Source organism: Ornithinicoccus sp. (assembly GCF_057176825.1).
Genome location: NZ_CM169976.1, coordinates 3,852,282 through 3,865,745 on the forward strand (window position 1 = coordinate 3,852,282; position 13,464 = coordinate 3,865,745).

The 13,464-nt window shown below is 72.6% G+C and carries 14 protein-coding genes; 8 read left to right on the top strand and 6 right to left on the bottom strand.

Annotated elements, in window-relative coordinates; translation table 11 throughout:
* Positions 1–83: 83 nt before the first annotated feature.
* Complete coding sequence (locus tag AC1QRC_RS19270; protein WP_484204826.1) at positions 84–1,130, bottom strand: DUF2891 family protein; 1,047 nt, start codon at positions 1,128–1,130, stop codon at positions 84–86.
* Positions 1,131–1,162: 32 nt separating this feature from the next.
* Between AC1QRC_RS19270 and AC1QRC_RS19275 the strand changes: the two genes are divergently transcribed.
* From AC1QRC_RS19275 to AC1QRC_RS19300, 6 genes are all read left to right on the top strand, one after another.
* On the top strand, positions 1,163–1,954 hold the full coding sequence (locus AC1QRC_RS19275; protein ID WP_484204827.1) for a thioesterase family protein: 792 nt from the start codon (positions 1,163–1,165) through the stop codon (positions 1,952–1,954).
* Positions 1,955–2,059: 105 nt separating this feature from the next.
* Complete coding sequence (locus tag AC1QRC_RS19280) at positions 2,060–2,980, top strand: ABC transporter ATP-binding protein (protein ID WP_484204828.1); 921 nt, start codon at positions 2,060–2,062, stop codon at positions 2,978–2,980.
* 9 nt (positions 2,981–2,989) lie between these two features.
* A complete protein-coding gene (locus AC1QRC_RS19285; RefSeq protein WP_484204829.1) occupies positions 2,990–3,730 on the top strand; it encodes an ABC transporter permease in 741 nt (246 codons plus the stop codon).
* 5 nt (positions 3,731–3,735) lie between these two features.
* Positions 3,736–5,007 carry a sensor histidine kinase gene (locus AC1QRC_RS19290; RefSeq protein ID WP_484204830.1) on the top strand — a complete coding sequence of 424 codons (1,272 nt, stop codon included), beginning with the start codon at positions 3,736–3,738 and terminating at the stop codon, positions 5,005–5,007.
* Positions 5,004–5,645 (top strand): response regulator, encoded by a 642-nt coding sequence (locus AC1QRC_RS19295; protein WP_484204831.1) that lies wholly within the window; start codon positions 5,004–5,006, stop codon positions 5,643–5,645. The genes AC1QRC_RS19290 and AC1QRC_RS19295 overlap by 4 nt, the downstream gene beginning before the upstream one ends.
* Before the next feature lie 504 nt (positions 5,646–6,149).
* A complete protein-coding gene (locus AC1QRC_RS19300; protein WP_484204832.1) occupies positions 6,150–6,707 on the top strand; it encodes a hypothetical protein in 558 nt (185 codons plus the stop codon).
* A 60-nt stretch (positions 6,708–6,767) separates the two neighbouring features.
* Here the strand turns inward: AC1QRC_RS19300 and AC1QRC_RS19305 are convergent, their stop codons facing one another.
* Both AC1QRC_RS19305 and AC1QRC_RS19310 read right to left on the bottom strand, forming a co-directional pair.
* Positions 6,768–8,261 carry a DHA2 family efflux MFS transporter permease subunit gene (locus tag AC1QRC_RS19305; RefSeq protein ID WP_484204833.1) on the bottom strand — a complete coding sequence of 498 codons (1,494 nt, stop codon included), beginning with the start codon at positions 8,259–8,261 and terminating at the stop codon, positions 6,768–6,770.
* Between the two features lie 44 nt (positions 8,262–8,305).
* Positions 8,306–8,890: a GNAT family N-acetyltransferase gene (locus AC1QRC_RS19310; RefSeq protein ID WP_484206698.1), complete on the bottom strand. Its 585-nt coding sequence runs from the start codon at positions 8,888–8,890 to the stop codon at positions 8,306–8,308.
* 344 nt (positions 8,891–9,234) lie between these two features.
* Here AC1QRC_RS19310 and AC1QRC_RS19315 point away from each other — a divergent pair, with 344 nt between their 5' ends.
* Positions 9,235–9,510 carry a hypothetical protein gene (locus tag AC1QRC_RS19315; RefSeq protein ID WP_484204834.1) on the top strand — a complete coding sequence of 92 codons (276 nt, stop codon included), beginning with the start codon at positions 9,235–9,237 and terminating at the stop codon, positions 9,508–9,510.
* Positions 9,511–9,746: 236 nt separating this feature from the next.
* Here the strand turns inward: AC1QRC_RS19315 and AC1QRC_RS19320 are convergent, their stop codons facing one another.
* Positions 9,747–10,736 carry an ABC transporter ATP-binding protein gene (locus tag AC1QRC_RS19320; protein ID WP_484204835.1) on the bottom strand — a complete coding sequence of 330 codons (990 nt, stop codon included), beginning with the start codon at positions 10,734–10,736 and terminating at the stop codon, positions 9,747–9,749.
* A gap of 98 nt (positions 10,737–10,834) precedes the next feature.
* On the opposite strand from AC1QRC_RS19320, the gene AC1QRC_RS19325 reads away from it, so the two are divergent.
* Positions 10,835–11,047: a dodecin gene (locus AC1QRC_RS19325; RefSeq protein ID WP_484204836.1), complete on the top strand. Its 213-nt coding sequence runs from the start codon at positions 10,835–10,837 to the stop codon at positions 11,045–11,047.
* Between the two features lie 19 nt (positions 11,048–11,066).
* On the opposite strand, the gene AC1QRC_RS19330 is transcribed toward AC1QRC_RS19325, so the two are convergent.
* Positions 11,067–11,786: a response regulator gene (locus AC1QRC_RS19330; protein WP_484204837.1), complete on the bottom strand. Its 720-nt coding sequence runs from the start codon at positions 11,784–11,786 to the stop codon at positions 11,067–11,069.
* Positions 11,783–13,384 (bottom strand): sensor histidine kinase, encoded by a 1,602-nt coding sequence (locus AC1QRC_RS19335; protein ID WP_484204838.1) that lies wholly within the window; start codon positions 13,382–13,384, stop codon positions 11,783–11,785. Before AC1QRC_RS19335 ends, AC1QRC_RS19330 begins: the two co-directional genes overlap by 4 nt.
* Between the last annotated feature and the right edge of the window lie 80 nt (positions 13,385–13,464).

Sequence of the window (13,464 nt, forward strand, 5' to 3'; positions counted from 1 at the left end):
CACGCATTTTCGTAGCGAGTTTGCACACCCCGGCCAGGGCAAAACCGCTACGAAAAGGCGGACGCGCGCGGTCAAACCCGCTATCAAAATTGGAGGGAGGCGAGCAGGGCGAAGCTCACCAGCCAGTGCGTCGCCATGAAGTCCCCCTCGGTGATCTCCGGCAGGACCGCGCCGACCTGGGCCGCGGCACCCTCCCGCAGCACGTCGGCGGCCTCGGCGTCGAGGTGCCCGGCGAGCGCCCGCAGCTGCCAGGCCCGGGACAGGGCCAGCCCGTGCAGGTGCACCAGCTGCCCGTCGGAGCCGTCCCGCACCTCTGGCGGCTCCAGCAGGTGGGCGTGATCCCCCTGCCCCAGCCCTGGCAGGAAGGTGCGCAGCCACGGGCCGAACTCCTCCCCCAGCACCTGGCTCATCAGCTCGGCCTCGGACAGCGCCGGGGAGAGGAAGTCGGTGCCCGACGGCTCGGTGCGGGTGTCGTATGCCGTGTCCCCGGCAAACCAGTCCAGCGCCCGCCCGCGCACGGCCGCCACGACCTCGGGCCGGTCCAGCCCGTCCGGCCCGTAGGCGCGCAGCAGCAGCGACAGCGCGAAGGCGTCGTTCTGGTGCTTGCCGTGCCGCACCGGGTAGACCTGCCGGGGCAGCCAGTCGACGACCCGCCCGGCGACGAGGTCCGCCAGGGGCGCGAGCGCCTCGGCCCACCCGGCGGCCGCCTCCGCAGCGGGCCCGTCCCCCGCGGCCAGCTCCCGCAGCCGCACGGCCAGCATCGCGGCCCACGCCCACCCGTAGGGCCGCTCGAACCCCGGCCGCGCCCGCAGGTAGTCCACCTCCACCGCGAGGTGCTCGGCGGTGAGCCGCTCGTCCAGCAGCGCCACGACCGGCTCCAGCTCGCCGGCGTCCGCCAGCGCCGGGGCGGCGCGGTCCAGCAGCGTCGCCAGCGACCACTGCATGTGCACGCACGAGTGCCAGTCGAGGCTCCCGTGGAAGGCCGGGTGCAGCCGTTGCGGGGTGATGTCGGTGTCGTCGGGACCGTGGGCCGTGTGGCCGGAGCTGTAGGGGTAAGGGGTGCCGATCACCTCGCGGGCGATGCGGGCCCAACCCACGGCCTGGTCGGTCAGGGTCGTGTCCGGTGCCATCCCCCAGTTCTACCGTTCCTATGCTGGCGGCCATGACGCTGCCCTCGGACGCCACCGCCTACTACCTCCCGCTCGACGAGGGGAGGTTCCAGCCGACCGTGCACGCCCAGGGGGCCTGGTCGGACCAGGAGCAGCACATGGCCCCGGTCTCCGGCCTGCTCACCCGGGCCCTGGAGCAGCACGAGCCGCGCGAGGACCTCCAGCTGGCCCGGATCTCCTTCGACATCCTCGGCATGATCCACGCCGAGGAGAGCACGGTGCGCACCCGCACGCTGCGGCCGGGCCGCACCATCGAGCTGGTCGAGGCGACGATGAGCGTGCGGGACCGGGACGTCGTCCGGGCCACGGCCTGGCGGTTGTCCCGGCAGGACACCGGCGAGGTCGCGGCCCTGGAGGACCAGCGGCTGCCGGACCCGCCGGGGTGGGACCGCAGTGACCGTATGCAGATCTGGGACGGCGGCTATATCGCCTCCCTCGCGTGGTGGGCCGACCCGGAGTCCCGGCCGGGTCGCGCGCGGGGCTGGCTGCGCACCGACCTCGACCTGGTGCAGGGCCGGGAGAGCAGCGGGCTGGCCCGGTTTGTCGGGCTGGTCGACACCGCCAACGGGATCGCGACGCGGCAGCCGCCGGGCACCTGGATGTATCCGAACACCGACCTGGGCATCCACCTGCACCGCACCCCCGGCGGCCCGTGGGTCGGGATGGACACCTCCGTCACCTGGGGCTCCGACGGGGTCGGGATCACCTCCACGGTGTTGCACGACGAGCAGGGGCCGGTCGGTCGGGCCCAGCAGATCCTCACGGTCCGCCGGCTCCCGGCGTAGGGGCCGGCATCCACCGATCGGTGGATGTCGGCGTCCACCGGGTCGCCCGGCAGGTGTGACCGCGCGGTCGATCCCCTGGGCCGGCGGCGTCGGCAGGCTGGGGGAATGGGAATCATCGAGGTGGACCGCCTCACCAAACGGTATGGCGACCGCACCGTCGTGGACGGGGTCAGCTTCTCCGTCGAACGCGGTGAGATCTTTGGCATCCTGGGCCCCAACGGCGCGGGCAAGACGACGACCGTGGAGTGTCTCGAGGGTCTGCGCGTGCCGGACGGTGGCAGCGTTCGGGTCCGGGGGATCGACCCGAGGGACGAGGGGTCCGAGCTCGCTGAGGTGCTCGGGGCCCAGCTGCAACAGAGCGACCTGCCGGACAAGCTGCGGGTCGGCGAGGCGATGGAGCTGTTCGCCTCCTTCTACCGGGCGCCCGCCAACTGGCGGGAGCTGGTCGGGGCGCTGGGTCTGGCCGACCGGCTGCGCACCCCGTTCGGGCAACTGTCCGGCGGTCAGCAGCAGCGCCTGTCGATCGCCCTCGCCCTGGTCGGCAACCCCGAGGTCGCGGTGCTCGACGAGCTCACCACCGGCCTGGACCCGCAGTCCCGACGGGACGCCTGGGGTCTGATCGAGCAGGTCCGGGACCGGGGCGTGACGATCCTGCTGGTCACTCACTTCATGGAGGAGGCGGAGCGCCTCTGCGACCGGCTGGCCGTGATCGACTCGGGCCGTCTCGTCGCGCTCGACACCCCGGCCGGGCTGGTCTCACGGGTGACGGACCGCCAGCGGATCCGGTTCTGCCCCTCCGCGCCGCTGGACCCTGCGGTGCTGGCGCAGCTGCCGCAGGTGGACTCCGTGGACCGGGCCGGCACCCACCTGGTGGTCACCGGCGACGGCGACCTGCTGTTCGCGGTCGTCACAGCCCTGGCCGAGCACGGTCTCCGGGCCGTCGACCTGCGCGTGGAGCAGGCCACCCTGGACGACGCCTTCCTCGCCCTCACCGGGCGCCCCATCGACGACCACGCCACCCGCTGAGGAGCCGCGATGACCACCCTGCCCCGACTCACCCTCACCGAGACCACACTGTTCCTGCGCGAGCCGTTGAACGTCTTCTTCGCGGTCGGATTCCCCCCGCTGCTACTCCTCGTCCTCGGCGCGGTCCCCTCGTTCCGGCAGCCGGAGGCCGGGCTCGACGGCCTGCGGGTCATCGACCTCTACGTCCCGATCCTCGTCGCGACGGGGATCACCCTCTTCGCGTTCACCGGCCTGCCGCAACAGTTCGCCACCTACCGGGAGAAGGGGTTCCTGCGCCGACTGCGCACGACGCCCGTCCGGCCCCGGACCATGCTCACGGCGCAACTCCTGATGTGCACCGCGCTGGCGCTTGTCACCACGGCCCTCGTCGTGGGCCTAGCTCGCCTGGTCCTCGACGTCGCCCTGCCCCGGCACCTGCCCGCCTTCCTCGCCGCATTCCTGCTCTGTGCCCTCGCCCTGCTGGCGCTGGGGCTGCTGGTGGCGGCGCTCGCCCCGAGCGGCAGGGGGGCAGGGGCCATCGGGACCGTGCTGCTGTTCCCGGTCCTCTTCTTCGGCGGGCTCTGGCTGCCGCGGGAGTCCATGCCGGAGGTGCTGCGCACCGTCAGTGACCTGACCCCGCTCGGTGCCGGCGTGCAATCATTGCAGGACGCCGCAGGCGGACAGTGGCCACAGGCGCTGTCCGTGGCCGTCCTGCTGGCGTGGGCGGCCCTGGCCGGCGCACTGGCGGCGCGCTTCTTCCGGTGGGAGTAGGTTCGGTGAGCACGGAACTCCGGTCTCCCGGCACGGACGAGGTCTGGGCCCGGCGGGAGGCAGTGACGATGGCGGCGCTGCCCTACCTCCTCCTGGCGGCGCCGACGGTCATCACGCTGTTCCAGCCGCAACCGGTGCACCTACCCACCGCCTTTGCCCTCACCAGCGTGGCGGCGGCGTGGGTGGCCTGGTTCGTCACCGCGCACCCGCAGTGGCAAGACCACCGCCCTCCCATGGCGCTCTACTACGCCGGGCTCCTCGCGCTGGCCAGCGCCCTGGTCGTGCTGGCCCCCTGGTACGGCATCTTCGCCCTGATCGGTTACGTGCACGCCTTCGAGTGCCTCCGGGGGCCAGCCCGGTATGCCGGGGCGACCGGGACGTCGATGATCCTGGCCGTGACCTACCTGGGCGGGCTGAGCCGGATCGACGGCACCGACTGGTGGCTGTGGCTGGGCGTCACCCTGGTCAGCACGGCCCTGTCGTCGGCCTTCCTGCACGCCACCGAGATGTGGGAGCAGCAGGCTGCGCTGCAGCGGCGTTCGCTGGCCCAGCTGCACCAGGCCAACGCCCGGCTCGAGGAGGCACTGGAGGAGAACGCCACGCTCCAGGCCCGCCTGGTGCGGCAGGCCCGCGAGGCGGGCGTGCTCGACGAGCGGCAACGGATGGCCCGCGAGATCCACGACACCCTCGCCCAGGGACTGGCCGGGATCCTGGCCCAGGTGCAGGCCGCGGAGCAACACCTCGGCGACCCCGCCTCCGCCGGGCGGCACCTGGGCGCCGCCGGCGAGCTCGCCCGGGAGAGCCTGGGGCAGGCCCGCCGCACGGTGCACGCTGTGGAGCCGGAGTTGCTGGCGCACGCCCGCCTGCCGGAGGCGCTCGACGGGGTGGTGCGTGCCTGGTCGGCCCGGCACCGGGTCGCTGCCCGCCTCACGGTGACCGGCGACCCCCGGCCGATGGACACCGAGGTAGAGGTGACCCTGCTGCGGGCCACCCAGGAGTCGCTGACCAACGTTGCCCGGCACGCCCGGGCCAGCAGGGTCGGCCTGACCCTGTCCTACATGGAGGACCTGGTGACCCTGGACGTGCGCGACGACGGGATGGGGTTCAACCCGCGGTCGGCGCGGCCCACCGGGCCCCCGGTCGGGGGCTTCGGGCTGGTCGGCATGCGGCAGCGGGTGCAGCGTCTCGCCGGACGGCTGGACATCGAGTCGGCGCCCGGTGAGGGGACGGTCGTCTCGGCGACGGTCCCGGCCATCCCTGCCGGGGTCGGCCGATGATCTCGCTGCTCATCGTCGACGACCACCCGGTCGTGCGGGACGGCCTGCGGGGCATGTTCAGCGCCGACCCGCGCTTCACCGTGCTCGGCGAGGCGGGCGACGGCGCGGAGGCAGTCGCCGCGGCGCGACGCCTGGACCCCGACGTCGTGCTGATGGACCTTCGGATGCCTGGCACCGACGGTCTCCAGGCCATCCGGCAGCTGTCCGAGCTCGGGGCCAGGTCCCAGGTCCTGGTGCTCACGACATACGACACCGACCGCGACGTGGTGCCGGCGATCGAAGCGGGGGCCACCGGCTACCTGCTCAAGGACGCCCGCCGCGAGGAACTGTTCCGGGCCGTCGAGGCCGCGGCGCGCGGTGAGACGGTGCTCTCCCCCCGCGTGGCGACCACGCTGGTGGGCCAGGTCCGCCGACCGGCGGCCGAGCCATTGTCGGCACGCGAGCTCGAGGTGCTGCGGCTCGTGGCCGGCGGCTGCACCAACCGGGAGGCCGCCAGCCGGTTGTTCGTCAGCGAGGCCACGATCAAGACGCACCTGCTGCACGTCTACGCCAAGCTCGGCGTCAACGACCGCGCCGCGGCCGTGGCCACCGCGTTTGCCCGCGGCTACCTGGCCCCGGACCCCGGTTCCGCGACGTGACGCAGCCCCTCGTCGGGGCCTTGACCGAAACGTGACCAAACTTCTTTGAGAAACCGTGCAACGTTCCTGCGCCCTGCCACGTCTCTCTAGGTGTCGGGGACGGGCAACCTCCGACACCACGCGCTGGGAGGGACCGCTCGGGGGCGAGCGGGCAGGCGCAGGGGGGATTGAGGGAGGGGTGCCGGCGCAGGGGGCCGGCACCCCTCCCTCATACAAAAACCTCCCCCAACGAACCCCCAGAAAAAAAGTTTCGGCAACCATGCAACCCTTCGCCACCCCCGGTGCGTCTATGGGGTGTCGGAGGCGGGCACTTCCGACGTAGCACCGGGAGGGACTGCTCGGGGGCGAGCAGCGGTGCGGAGGGGTGAAGGCAGGGCGCCAGACATGGGAGCTGGCGCCCTCCTTCATGCCCGGGGACGATTCGCCCGCGACGCACCACGAAATCCGATGGATCCGCATCGGACCCCGCTGCGTCATAGGGTGAGAACACGAGGAAGGTGACCTATGTCTGCAACCACGTTCCAGCACCGTCCGCTCCTCAGGGGGACCGGCGCCCTCGCGGCGACGACTCTGGCGTTCGCGCTCCTGACCGGCTGCGGCGACTCCACCGACGAGGAGACCCCCGGCGCGACCGACGGCGCCAGCGAGCCCAGCGACCCCGCCGAGGAGAGCGAACCGCCCGCCGACGACGGGGCGACCGAGACCGAGGAGACCACCGTGATCCCACCTGACGACGGGGCCTCGGCCACCGCCCTGCCCACCAACGAGGTGCCCGAGGAGATCGTGCAGGCCGAGGAGACCCAGGAGGCCGTGACCGACCTCGCCGAGCGCGAGGGCGTCTCGGAGGATGAGGTCACCGTGGCCGGATACCGCGAGGTGAACTGGCGCGACGGCTCCATCGGCTGCCCCGAGCCGGGCCAGCACTACACGATGGCCCTGGTCCCCGGACGCCAGCTGATCCTGGCCGTCGACGACACGCTGTTCGCCTACAACGCGGCCGACGGCAAGCCCTACTCCTTCTGCGCGGACCCGCAGGACCCGGCGCCCGGCGAGAGCCGCTGACGGGAGCTTCCCGTATGCCGACACCCACCTCGGGTGGACGGCAGGCCCGTATGCCGGCGCTCACCTCAAGTGGGCAGGCCGGGCGAAGCACAGGGCCAGCAGCGCCCCGAGCGCCAGCGCGAGGGCCGGCACCAGAAGGGCGTCGGCCATCGCGGCGGAGTAGCCGGCCAGCAGGTCGGGCGGGAGTGAGCCCGACGGGAGCGGGCCGGCCTCGCCGACCCCGGTGTCGCCCGGCATCCCGGGGAGCCGCGCGGCCAGGCGGCTCTGGATGACGGCCGCGATCGCGGCGCTGCCCAGCACGGCACCGACCTGCCGGGTCGCGTTGTAGACCCCGGACCCGGCACCGGCTGCCGCCAGCGGCAGGTTGCGGGTTGCGGTCGTGCCCAGCGGCGCCCACAGGAACGCGCTGCCGATGCCAAAGAGCCCGACCGGCCCCAGGATCTGCCACACGCGCGTCTCCGGCCCCATCGTCGCGACCAACCAGAACAGGGCGCCGGCCGACACCAGGAAGCCGAACAGGGACAGCCCCCGCGGGTGCCACCGGTCCACCAGCCGACCGACCACCGGCGCCAGCACGAACGAGGCCACCGCCATCGGCACCATCAGCAGCCCGGCCTGGGTCGGCGAGAAGCCGTGCACGATCTGGGCCCAGAGCATGAACGGGAACGCCATGCTGGTGACCGCGAAGGAGACCAGTGAGATCCCGGCGGTGGCCAGCGAGAAGTTGCGGTCGTGGAACAGGCGCAGCGGCACCAACGGCTCGCCGCGCATCCGGGCCCACCAGACCAGGGCGATCGCCAGCACCACGACGCCGCTGCCGATCAGCAACGGCACCGAGAGGACCCCGGTGATGGTGCCCCAGTCGTAGCGTTCCCCCTCCTGGATCCCGAAGACCAGCAGGAACATCGCGGCGGCGGACAGCACCACGCCCACCCAGTCGAACTCGTGGCTGTGCGTGGGCAATTGCGGCACCCACCGGGCGGCCAGCACGAACGCGACCACCCCGACCGGGACGTTGACGAAGAAGATCCACTCCCACCCCCAGCCGTCCACCAGCACGCCACCGAGCACCGGCCCCACGAGGGTGGCGATGCCGGCGGTGGCGCCCCACAGGGCCATCGCGCTGCCGCGCCGCGCCGCGGGGAAGGTGCGGGTGATCACCGCCATCGTCTGCGGGGTCATCATCGAGGCGCCCAGTCCCTGGAGGGCCCGGGCCGTGATGAGCTCCTGGACTGTCCCGGTGAGCCCGCACCACAGCGAGGCGAGGGTGAACACGGCGAGCCCGGCCAGATAGACCTTCTTCGGGCCGATCCGGTCCCCCAGCCGCCCCGTGATCAGCAGCGGCACGGCATACGCGAGCAGGTAGGCACTGGTCACCCAGATGACCTCGCCGACCCCGGCCCCCAGCCCGGCCATGATCGAGGGCACCGCGACCGAGACGATCGTGGAGTCCACCAGGATCATGAAGAAGCCGATCACCAACGCCCACAACGCCGGCCACGGGCTGCGACCGTCGACCAGGTCGGTCTGCTGGGCGGCGCGGGTCTCGGTCACCGCAGCAGTCTGCTCCCCGCCCCTGACAACGGCTTCGGAGGGGGTCAGCGGCGGCTGAGTCGGTGCACCAGGCCGGCGCGGACCTGGGGCCACTCGGTGGCGATGATCGAATACACGGCCGTGTCGCGCAGGCTGCCGTCGGCCATCCGGCTGTGCGAGCGCAGCACGCCGTCGAGCTTGGCGCCCAGCCGCTCGATCGCCTGCCGGGACTGGTGGTTCATCCAGTGCGTGCGGAACTCCACAGCGGGGCAGCCCAGCACCTCGAAGGCGTGGGTGAGCAGCAGCAGCTTGGACTCGGGGTTGGTGCCGGTGCCGTGCGCCGACGCGCGGTTCCAGGTGGAGCCGATCTCGACCCGCGGCAGTTCGCGGTCGACGTTCATGAAGGTCGTCATCCCCAGCACCCGTCCGCTGCTGTCGCGCACCGTGAAGGGCACCATCGACCCGGCCTCCTGCAGCGCCAGCCGCCGGTCGATCTCGGCGGCCATGCCGTCGGGGTCGGGGACGTGGGTGTACCAGAGGTTCCACAGTTCTCCGTCGCGCGCCGCGTCGACCAGCCCGTCGTGGTCCTCGGCCCGCAACTGCTCGAGCCCGACCAGCCGTCCGGACAGGGTGGGCGCGGCCATTTCCATCACGAGGCTGAGGCTACCCACACCCCCACCCCACCACCCCCACCGGACGCCTCGTCTGGCGGCCCCACAGGCATCCAGACGGGTGGCCTGGCGATTTCGAGGGGCACCGGACGCGTCGTCTGGCGGTTTTCTAGGGGCACCGGACGCGTCGTCTGGCGGTCCCACAGGCATCCAGACGCGTCGTCTGGCGGTCCGCCCGGGTCGTGACGAAACACACCCTGACCGGGGCCGATACCGCCTGCGCAGATTGTCGACAATGTCGTACCATGGAGGTGGCTGATGAACCGGCGGGGTCCGCACGTCGTCGCCACCCATCCCCTACTCGTGAAACGGATCGCTGCACCATGACCGGCCCCTATGGCATCGCCCCCCGGACCTCTCCCACCATGTGCCCCCGCTGCGGCGCCCGCGTCGACCTCACCTCGAGCGGCACCGTCGCCCCCCACAACACCCGCGTCGCGGGCCCCTCCTGCGCCGGCTCCGGCATGCCCCCGGGCGCCATCCCGCCCTGGCCCGGCACCGTGAAGCTGGCCACGCCGATCCGTATGCCGAGGGTCCGCTTCACCGGGCTCGCGCGCCGCCCGAAGACGGACGCCAAGGCCCCCAAAGCCACCTCCTGACCCACGCCCCACCCCCAACCGGACGGGTGGCCTGACGTCCTCACCGCACCGGACGGGTGGTCTAGCGGCCCCAGCCCGCACCAGACGGGTCGCCTGGCACTCCCGCGGGTGCCGCGTCGGGAGCCGATCGCCAGACGAGACGTCCGGTGCCCCGCCAGAACCGCCAGACGGGGCGTCCGGTGCCCCGGTAGACCGCCACACGGGGCGTCCGGTGGCGGGGGGCGGCGGGGGGACGGTCAGAGGACGGCGACGTTGAACCGGTCGACCATCACCCGCACCCGATCACCCGGCTCCAGCACCTTCGACTGGCTGGCCAGCCCCTCCATCGGCCCGATCCCGTCGACGTCGAGGGTGGCGTGCTGCGCATCCGCGACGGCCACCGACCCGGTAACGGTCGCCTCGAGCGGCCCGTCGGAGTCGACCCAGAGCCCCGAGCGCCGCAACGCGAGGGTCAACGGCCCACCCTCCGGTATGCCGACAGTCCGGGCGATCCGCTCGGCACCTTCGCCGGTGAGGACCGAGCGGTAGCCCAGGAACCGCGCGACCTGTTCGTCCACCGGCGCCTGCCACACCTCGCGGGTCGGCCCGTGCTGCACGATCCGCCCGTCGAACATGACGGCCATCTCGTCAGCGACGGTGAACGCCTCGTCGTGGTCGTGGGTGACCAGCAGCGCCGTGGTGCCGGTCTCGACCAGGATGGATCGCAGGTCGGTGGCGAGTCGTTCGCGCAGCGCCCGGTCCAGCGCCGAGAGCGGCTCGTCGAGCAGCAGCAGCCGCGGCTCTGCCGCCAGCGAACGGGCCAGCGCGACCCGCTGCTGCTCGCCACCGGACAGGGTCGTCGGCCGCCGATCGGCGTAGCCGTCCAGCCCCACCAGGGCCAGCAGCTCGGCGACGCGGTCCGCCCGCACCGTGCCGCCCACACCCCGCAACTTCAACGCATATCCGATGTTGTCGCCCACGCTGAGCTGCGGGAAGAGCTGCCCGTCCTGGAACATCAGCGCGAAGCCCCGCCGGTGCGTCGGCACTCCCGCCAGGTCCCGCCCGTCGGCCAGCACGCGCCCCGCGGCCAGGTGCTCCAGCCCGGCAATGGCCCGCAGCAGCGTCGACTTGCCGCACCCGGAGGGCCCGAGCACCGCCAGCACCCGGCCCTCAGGCAGCGCCAGGCTCACGTCGTCGACCGCGGTCTTGCGGTCGAACCGGACGGTGACGCTCTCCAGTTCCAGCACCAGGTTCCCTCTCGCCCGCGGGCGACAGGGGCGCCGCCCGCCACTAGGTTAGGTGGCAGCCGGGCGACCGGCGTCCGGCGCGACGCCTGGAGGCAGTCATGGCCAATCACGTGTATGCCGTGTCCGAGCTGGTCGGCACCTCACCTGACGGGGTGGAGACGGCGGTGCAGAACGCGCTGGCTTCGGCCCAGCAGACGGTGCGCAACATGGACTGGTTTGAGGTGACCGAGATCAGGGGTCACCTGGGCGACGACGGGCAGGTCGCGGACTGGCAGGTCGGGATCAAGCTCGGCTTCCGCGTGGAGAAGTAGCCGACGCGCCGAGGGGGTCTCACGGGTCGAGACGCCACCGGAAGACGACCTCGGGCCGACCGGTTCCCCCGAGCCGGTGGCTGCGCACGGCGGCCCCCTGGTCGACGAGCCGCTGCAGGTAGCGCCGCGCCGTCACCCGCGACGTGCCGACCTGCTCGGCCACCTCCGACGCGGACAGCCCGTCCGGGTCGGGGCGGTCCCGGAGCACGTCGATGACCCGGTCGAGCAGGTCCGCGCTGAGCCCCTTCGCGGGGATCGCACCGGTGACGACCGGCTGGTGCAGGTCCGCCAGCAGGGAGTTGATCCGCCCCTGGTTGGTGTCGGGGCTGTGCACCAGGTCGCCCCGGTAGCGCCGGTAGGCCTCCAGCCGCTCCCGCAGGTCGGCGAAGCTGAACGGCTTGAGCAGGTACCCGACCACCCCCAGGGACACCGCGAGCCGCACCAGTTCGGTCTCCCGTGCCGCGGTGATCGGCAGGAGGTCGATGGCGCGTCCGGAGGCGCGCACCGACCGGGCGATCTCCAGGCCATGCCCGTCCGGCAGGTTGAGGTCCAGCAGGACCAGGTCGATCTGCTCCTGCCCGAGCGCGCCGACCGCATCCCGGGCGGTCCCGGCCGTGGCGACGACCCGGAACCCCTGCACCCGGGCCACGTAGTCGGCGTGCCCGGCCGCGGTCAACGGCTCGTCGTCGACGACCAGCACCCGCAGCTCCGGCGCTGGCCCCTCGGGCCCGGCGTTCACGGGGCACTCCCCACCTGGGCGGTGACCGGCAGGGTCACCATGAACGAGGCACCAGGAGGGGGCCCGACGGACACGCTGCCGCCGAGTAGCTGCGCGGTCTGCTGCACGAGCGCCAGCCCCAGGCCCCGCCCGGCGGGCCCGCTGGCCGCCTTGGTCGACCAGCCCTTCTCGAACGCGTGCCGCAGCGCATCGTCGACCAGGCCCGGGCCGTTGTCCGCCACCACGAACACCACCGTGCTCTCCTCGGCCTGGACGTCGACGGTGATGACCTTCGGCTCGGTCCGCTCGTCCTGGGAGAGGGCGTCGATGGCGTTGTCGATCAGGTTGCCCAGGATCGTCACGGCACTGCGCGCGGGCACGGCACCTCGCGGCAGCCGTGCGTCGGGGTCCAGCTCGAGCCGTATGCCGTGCTCGCCCGCCTGGGCGGTTTTGCCCAGGACCAGGGCCGCGACCGACGGCTCCTCGAGGGCGGCCACGACGGCGTCCCGCACCCGCTGCGAGGTCCGCAGCTCCTCGGTCGCGAACTCCACCGCCTCCTCCGCCCGGCCCAACTCGACGAGCGTGATGACCGTATGCAGTCGGTTGGCCGACTCGTGTGCCTGGGCGTGCAGAGCGTCGGCCAACGCCTTCGCGTCACCAAGACGGCCGGACAGGTCGGCCAGCTCGGTCCGGTCCCGGAGCGTGGTCAGGGTGGCCACGACTGCGCCGTGTCTGCGGACCGGCCCGGACGACACCAGCAGGGTTCGCCCGCCGCTGACGTGCGGCACGTCGACGTGCCGGTCCGGGCTGGCGATCATCTCCCGCAACGCGTCCGAGAGTTCCAGCTCCTCCAGCGTGCGTCCGATGTCGCCCGACTGCAGTCCGAGCAGGCGCTGCGCCTCTGGGTTGACGACCTGCAGCCGGCCCTTGGGGTCGGAGATGATCAGGCCTTCGTGGATGGTGTGCAGGACCGCCTCGTGGTGGTCGTCCAGGCGTCGCAGCTCACGGGCGTTCAGACCGCGGGTCGCCTCCCGCACCCGCCGGGCCGCCACCCACGCGCCCAAACCGGACAGCAGGGCGACCGCGCCACCGGCGATCGCGATGTCCGGGACCAGGGCCTGCAGCGCGTCATCCACCTTGGTGCGTTGCAGCCCGACCGACACCAGGCCCTCCACCCGTCCGTCGACCAGGACGGGAACGACGGTGCGCGTGGACAGCCCGAGCGATCCTTCGTAGTCCTCCAGGACGGTCCCGCCCTCCTGCGCCGGGGCGATCGTCCCGACGAAGCGCTCCCCCACCAGCTCCGGATTGGGGTGGGTGTAGCGGATGCCGTCCGGTGACATCACGACGATGAAGTCGGCGCCCGTCCGGTCCAGCTCCCGCGCCACGATGTCGGCCAGGTCGCCCTCGGGGTCCGTCGAGGTCGAGACCGCGTCGCGCACGTCGTCGGTGGCAGCCAGCGTCTCGGCGATCGTCACGACCCGGGTCTGGGTCGTCTCCTCGACCAGCCGGTCCGCCCAGCGGTAGGCGAGCAGGACCGACAGGGCAGCGACGATGAGCGCGAACACCACCTGGATGGTGAGCACGTGGGCGGCGATGCTCCGTGGCTTGCTGAACACTATGACCACAAGGATGCCTGGGCAGGCGTCCCGGGGACAGTCTGACGCTCGGCCGAATCTCGCCGAGCAAAGGAGCTTCC

Coding starts and splice junctions, on each gene's coding strand:
- AC1QRC_RS19325 (WP_484204836.1), top strand. CDS start 10,835: ATGGCCAATCACGTGTATGCCGTGTCCGAGCTGGTCGGCACCTCACCT.
- AC1QRC_RS19280 (WP_484204828.1), top strand. CDS start 2,060: ATGGGAATCATCGAGGTGGACCGCCTCACCAAACGGTATGGCGACCGC.
- AC1QRC_RS19285 (WP_484204829.1), top strand. CDS start 2,990: ATGACCACCCTGCCCCGACTCACCCTCACCGAGACCACACTGTTCCTG.
- AC1QRC_RS19300 (WP_484204832.1), top strand. CDS start 6,150: ATGTCTGCAACCACGTTCCAGCACCGTCCGCTCCTCAGGGGGACCGGC.
- AC1QRC_RS19310 (WP_484206698.1), bottom strand. CDS start 8,890: ATGGAAATGGCCGCGCCCACCCTGTCCGGACGGCTGGTCGGGCTCGAG.
- AC1QRC_RS19295 (WP_484204831.1), top strand. CDS start 5,004: ATGATCTCGCTGCTCATCGTCGACGACCACCCGGTCGTGCGGGACGGC.
- AC1QRC_RS19315 (WP_484204834.1), top strand. CDS start 9,235: ATGACCGGCCCCTATGGCATCGCCCCCCGGACCTCTCCCACCATGTGC.
- AC1QRC_RS19270 (WP_484204826.1), bottom strand. CDS start 1,130: ATGGCACCGGACACGACCCTGACCGACCAGGCCGTGGGTTGGGCCCGC.
- AC1QRC_RS19275 (WP_484204827.1), top strand. CDS start 1,163: ATGACGCTGCCCTCGGACGCCACCGCCTACTACCTCCCGCTCGACGAG.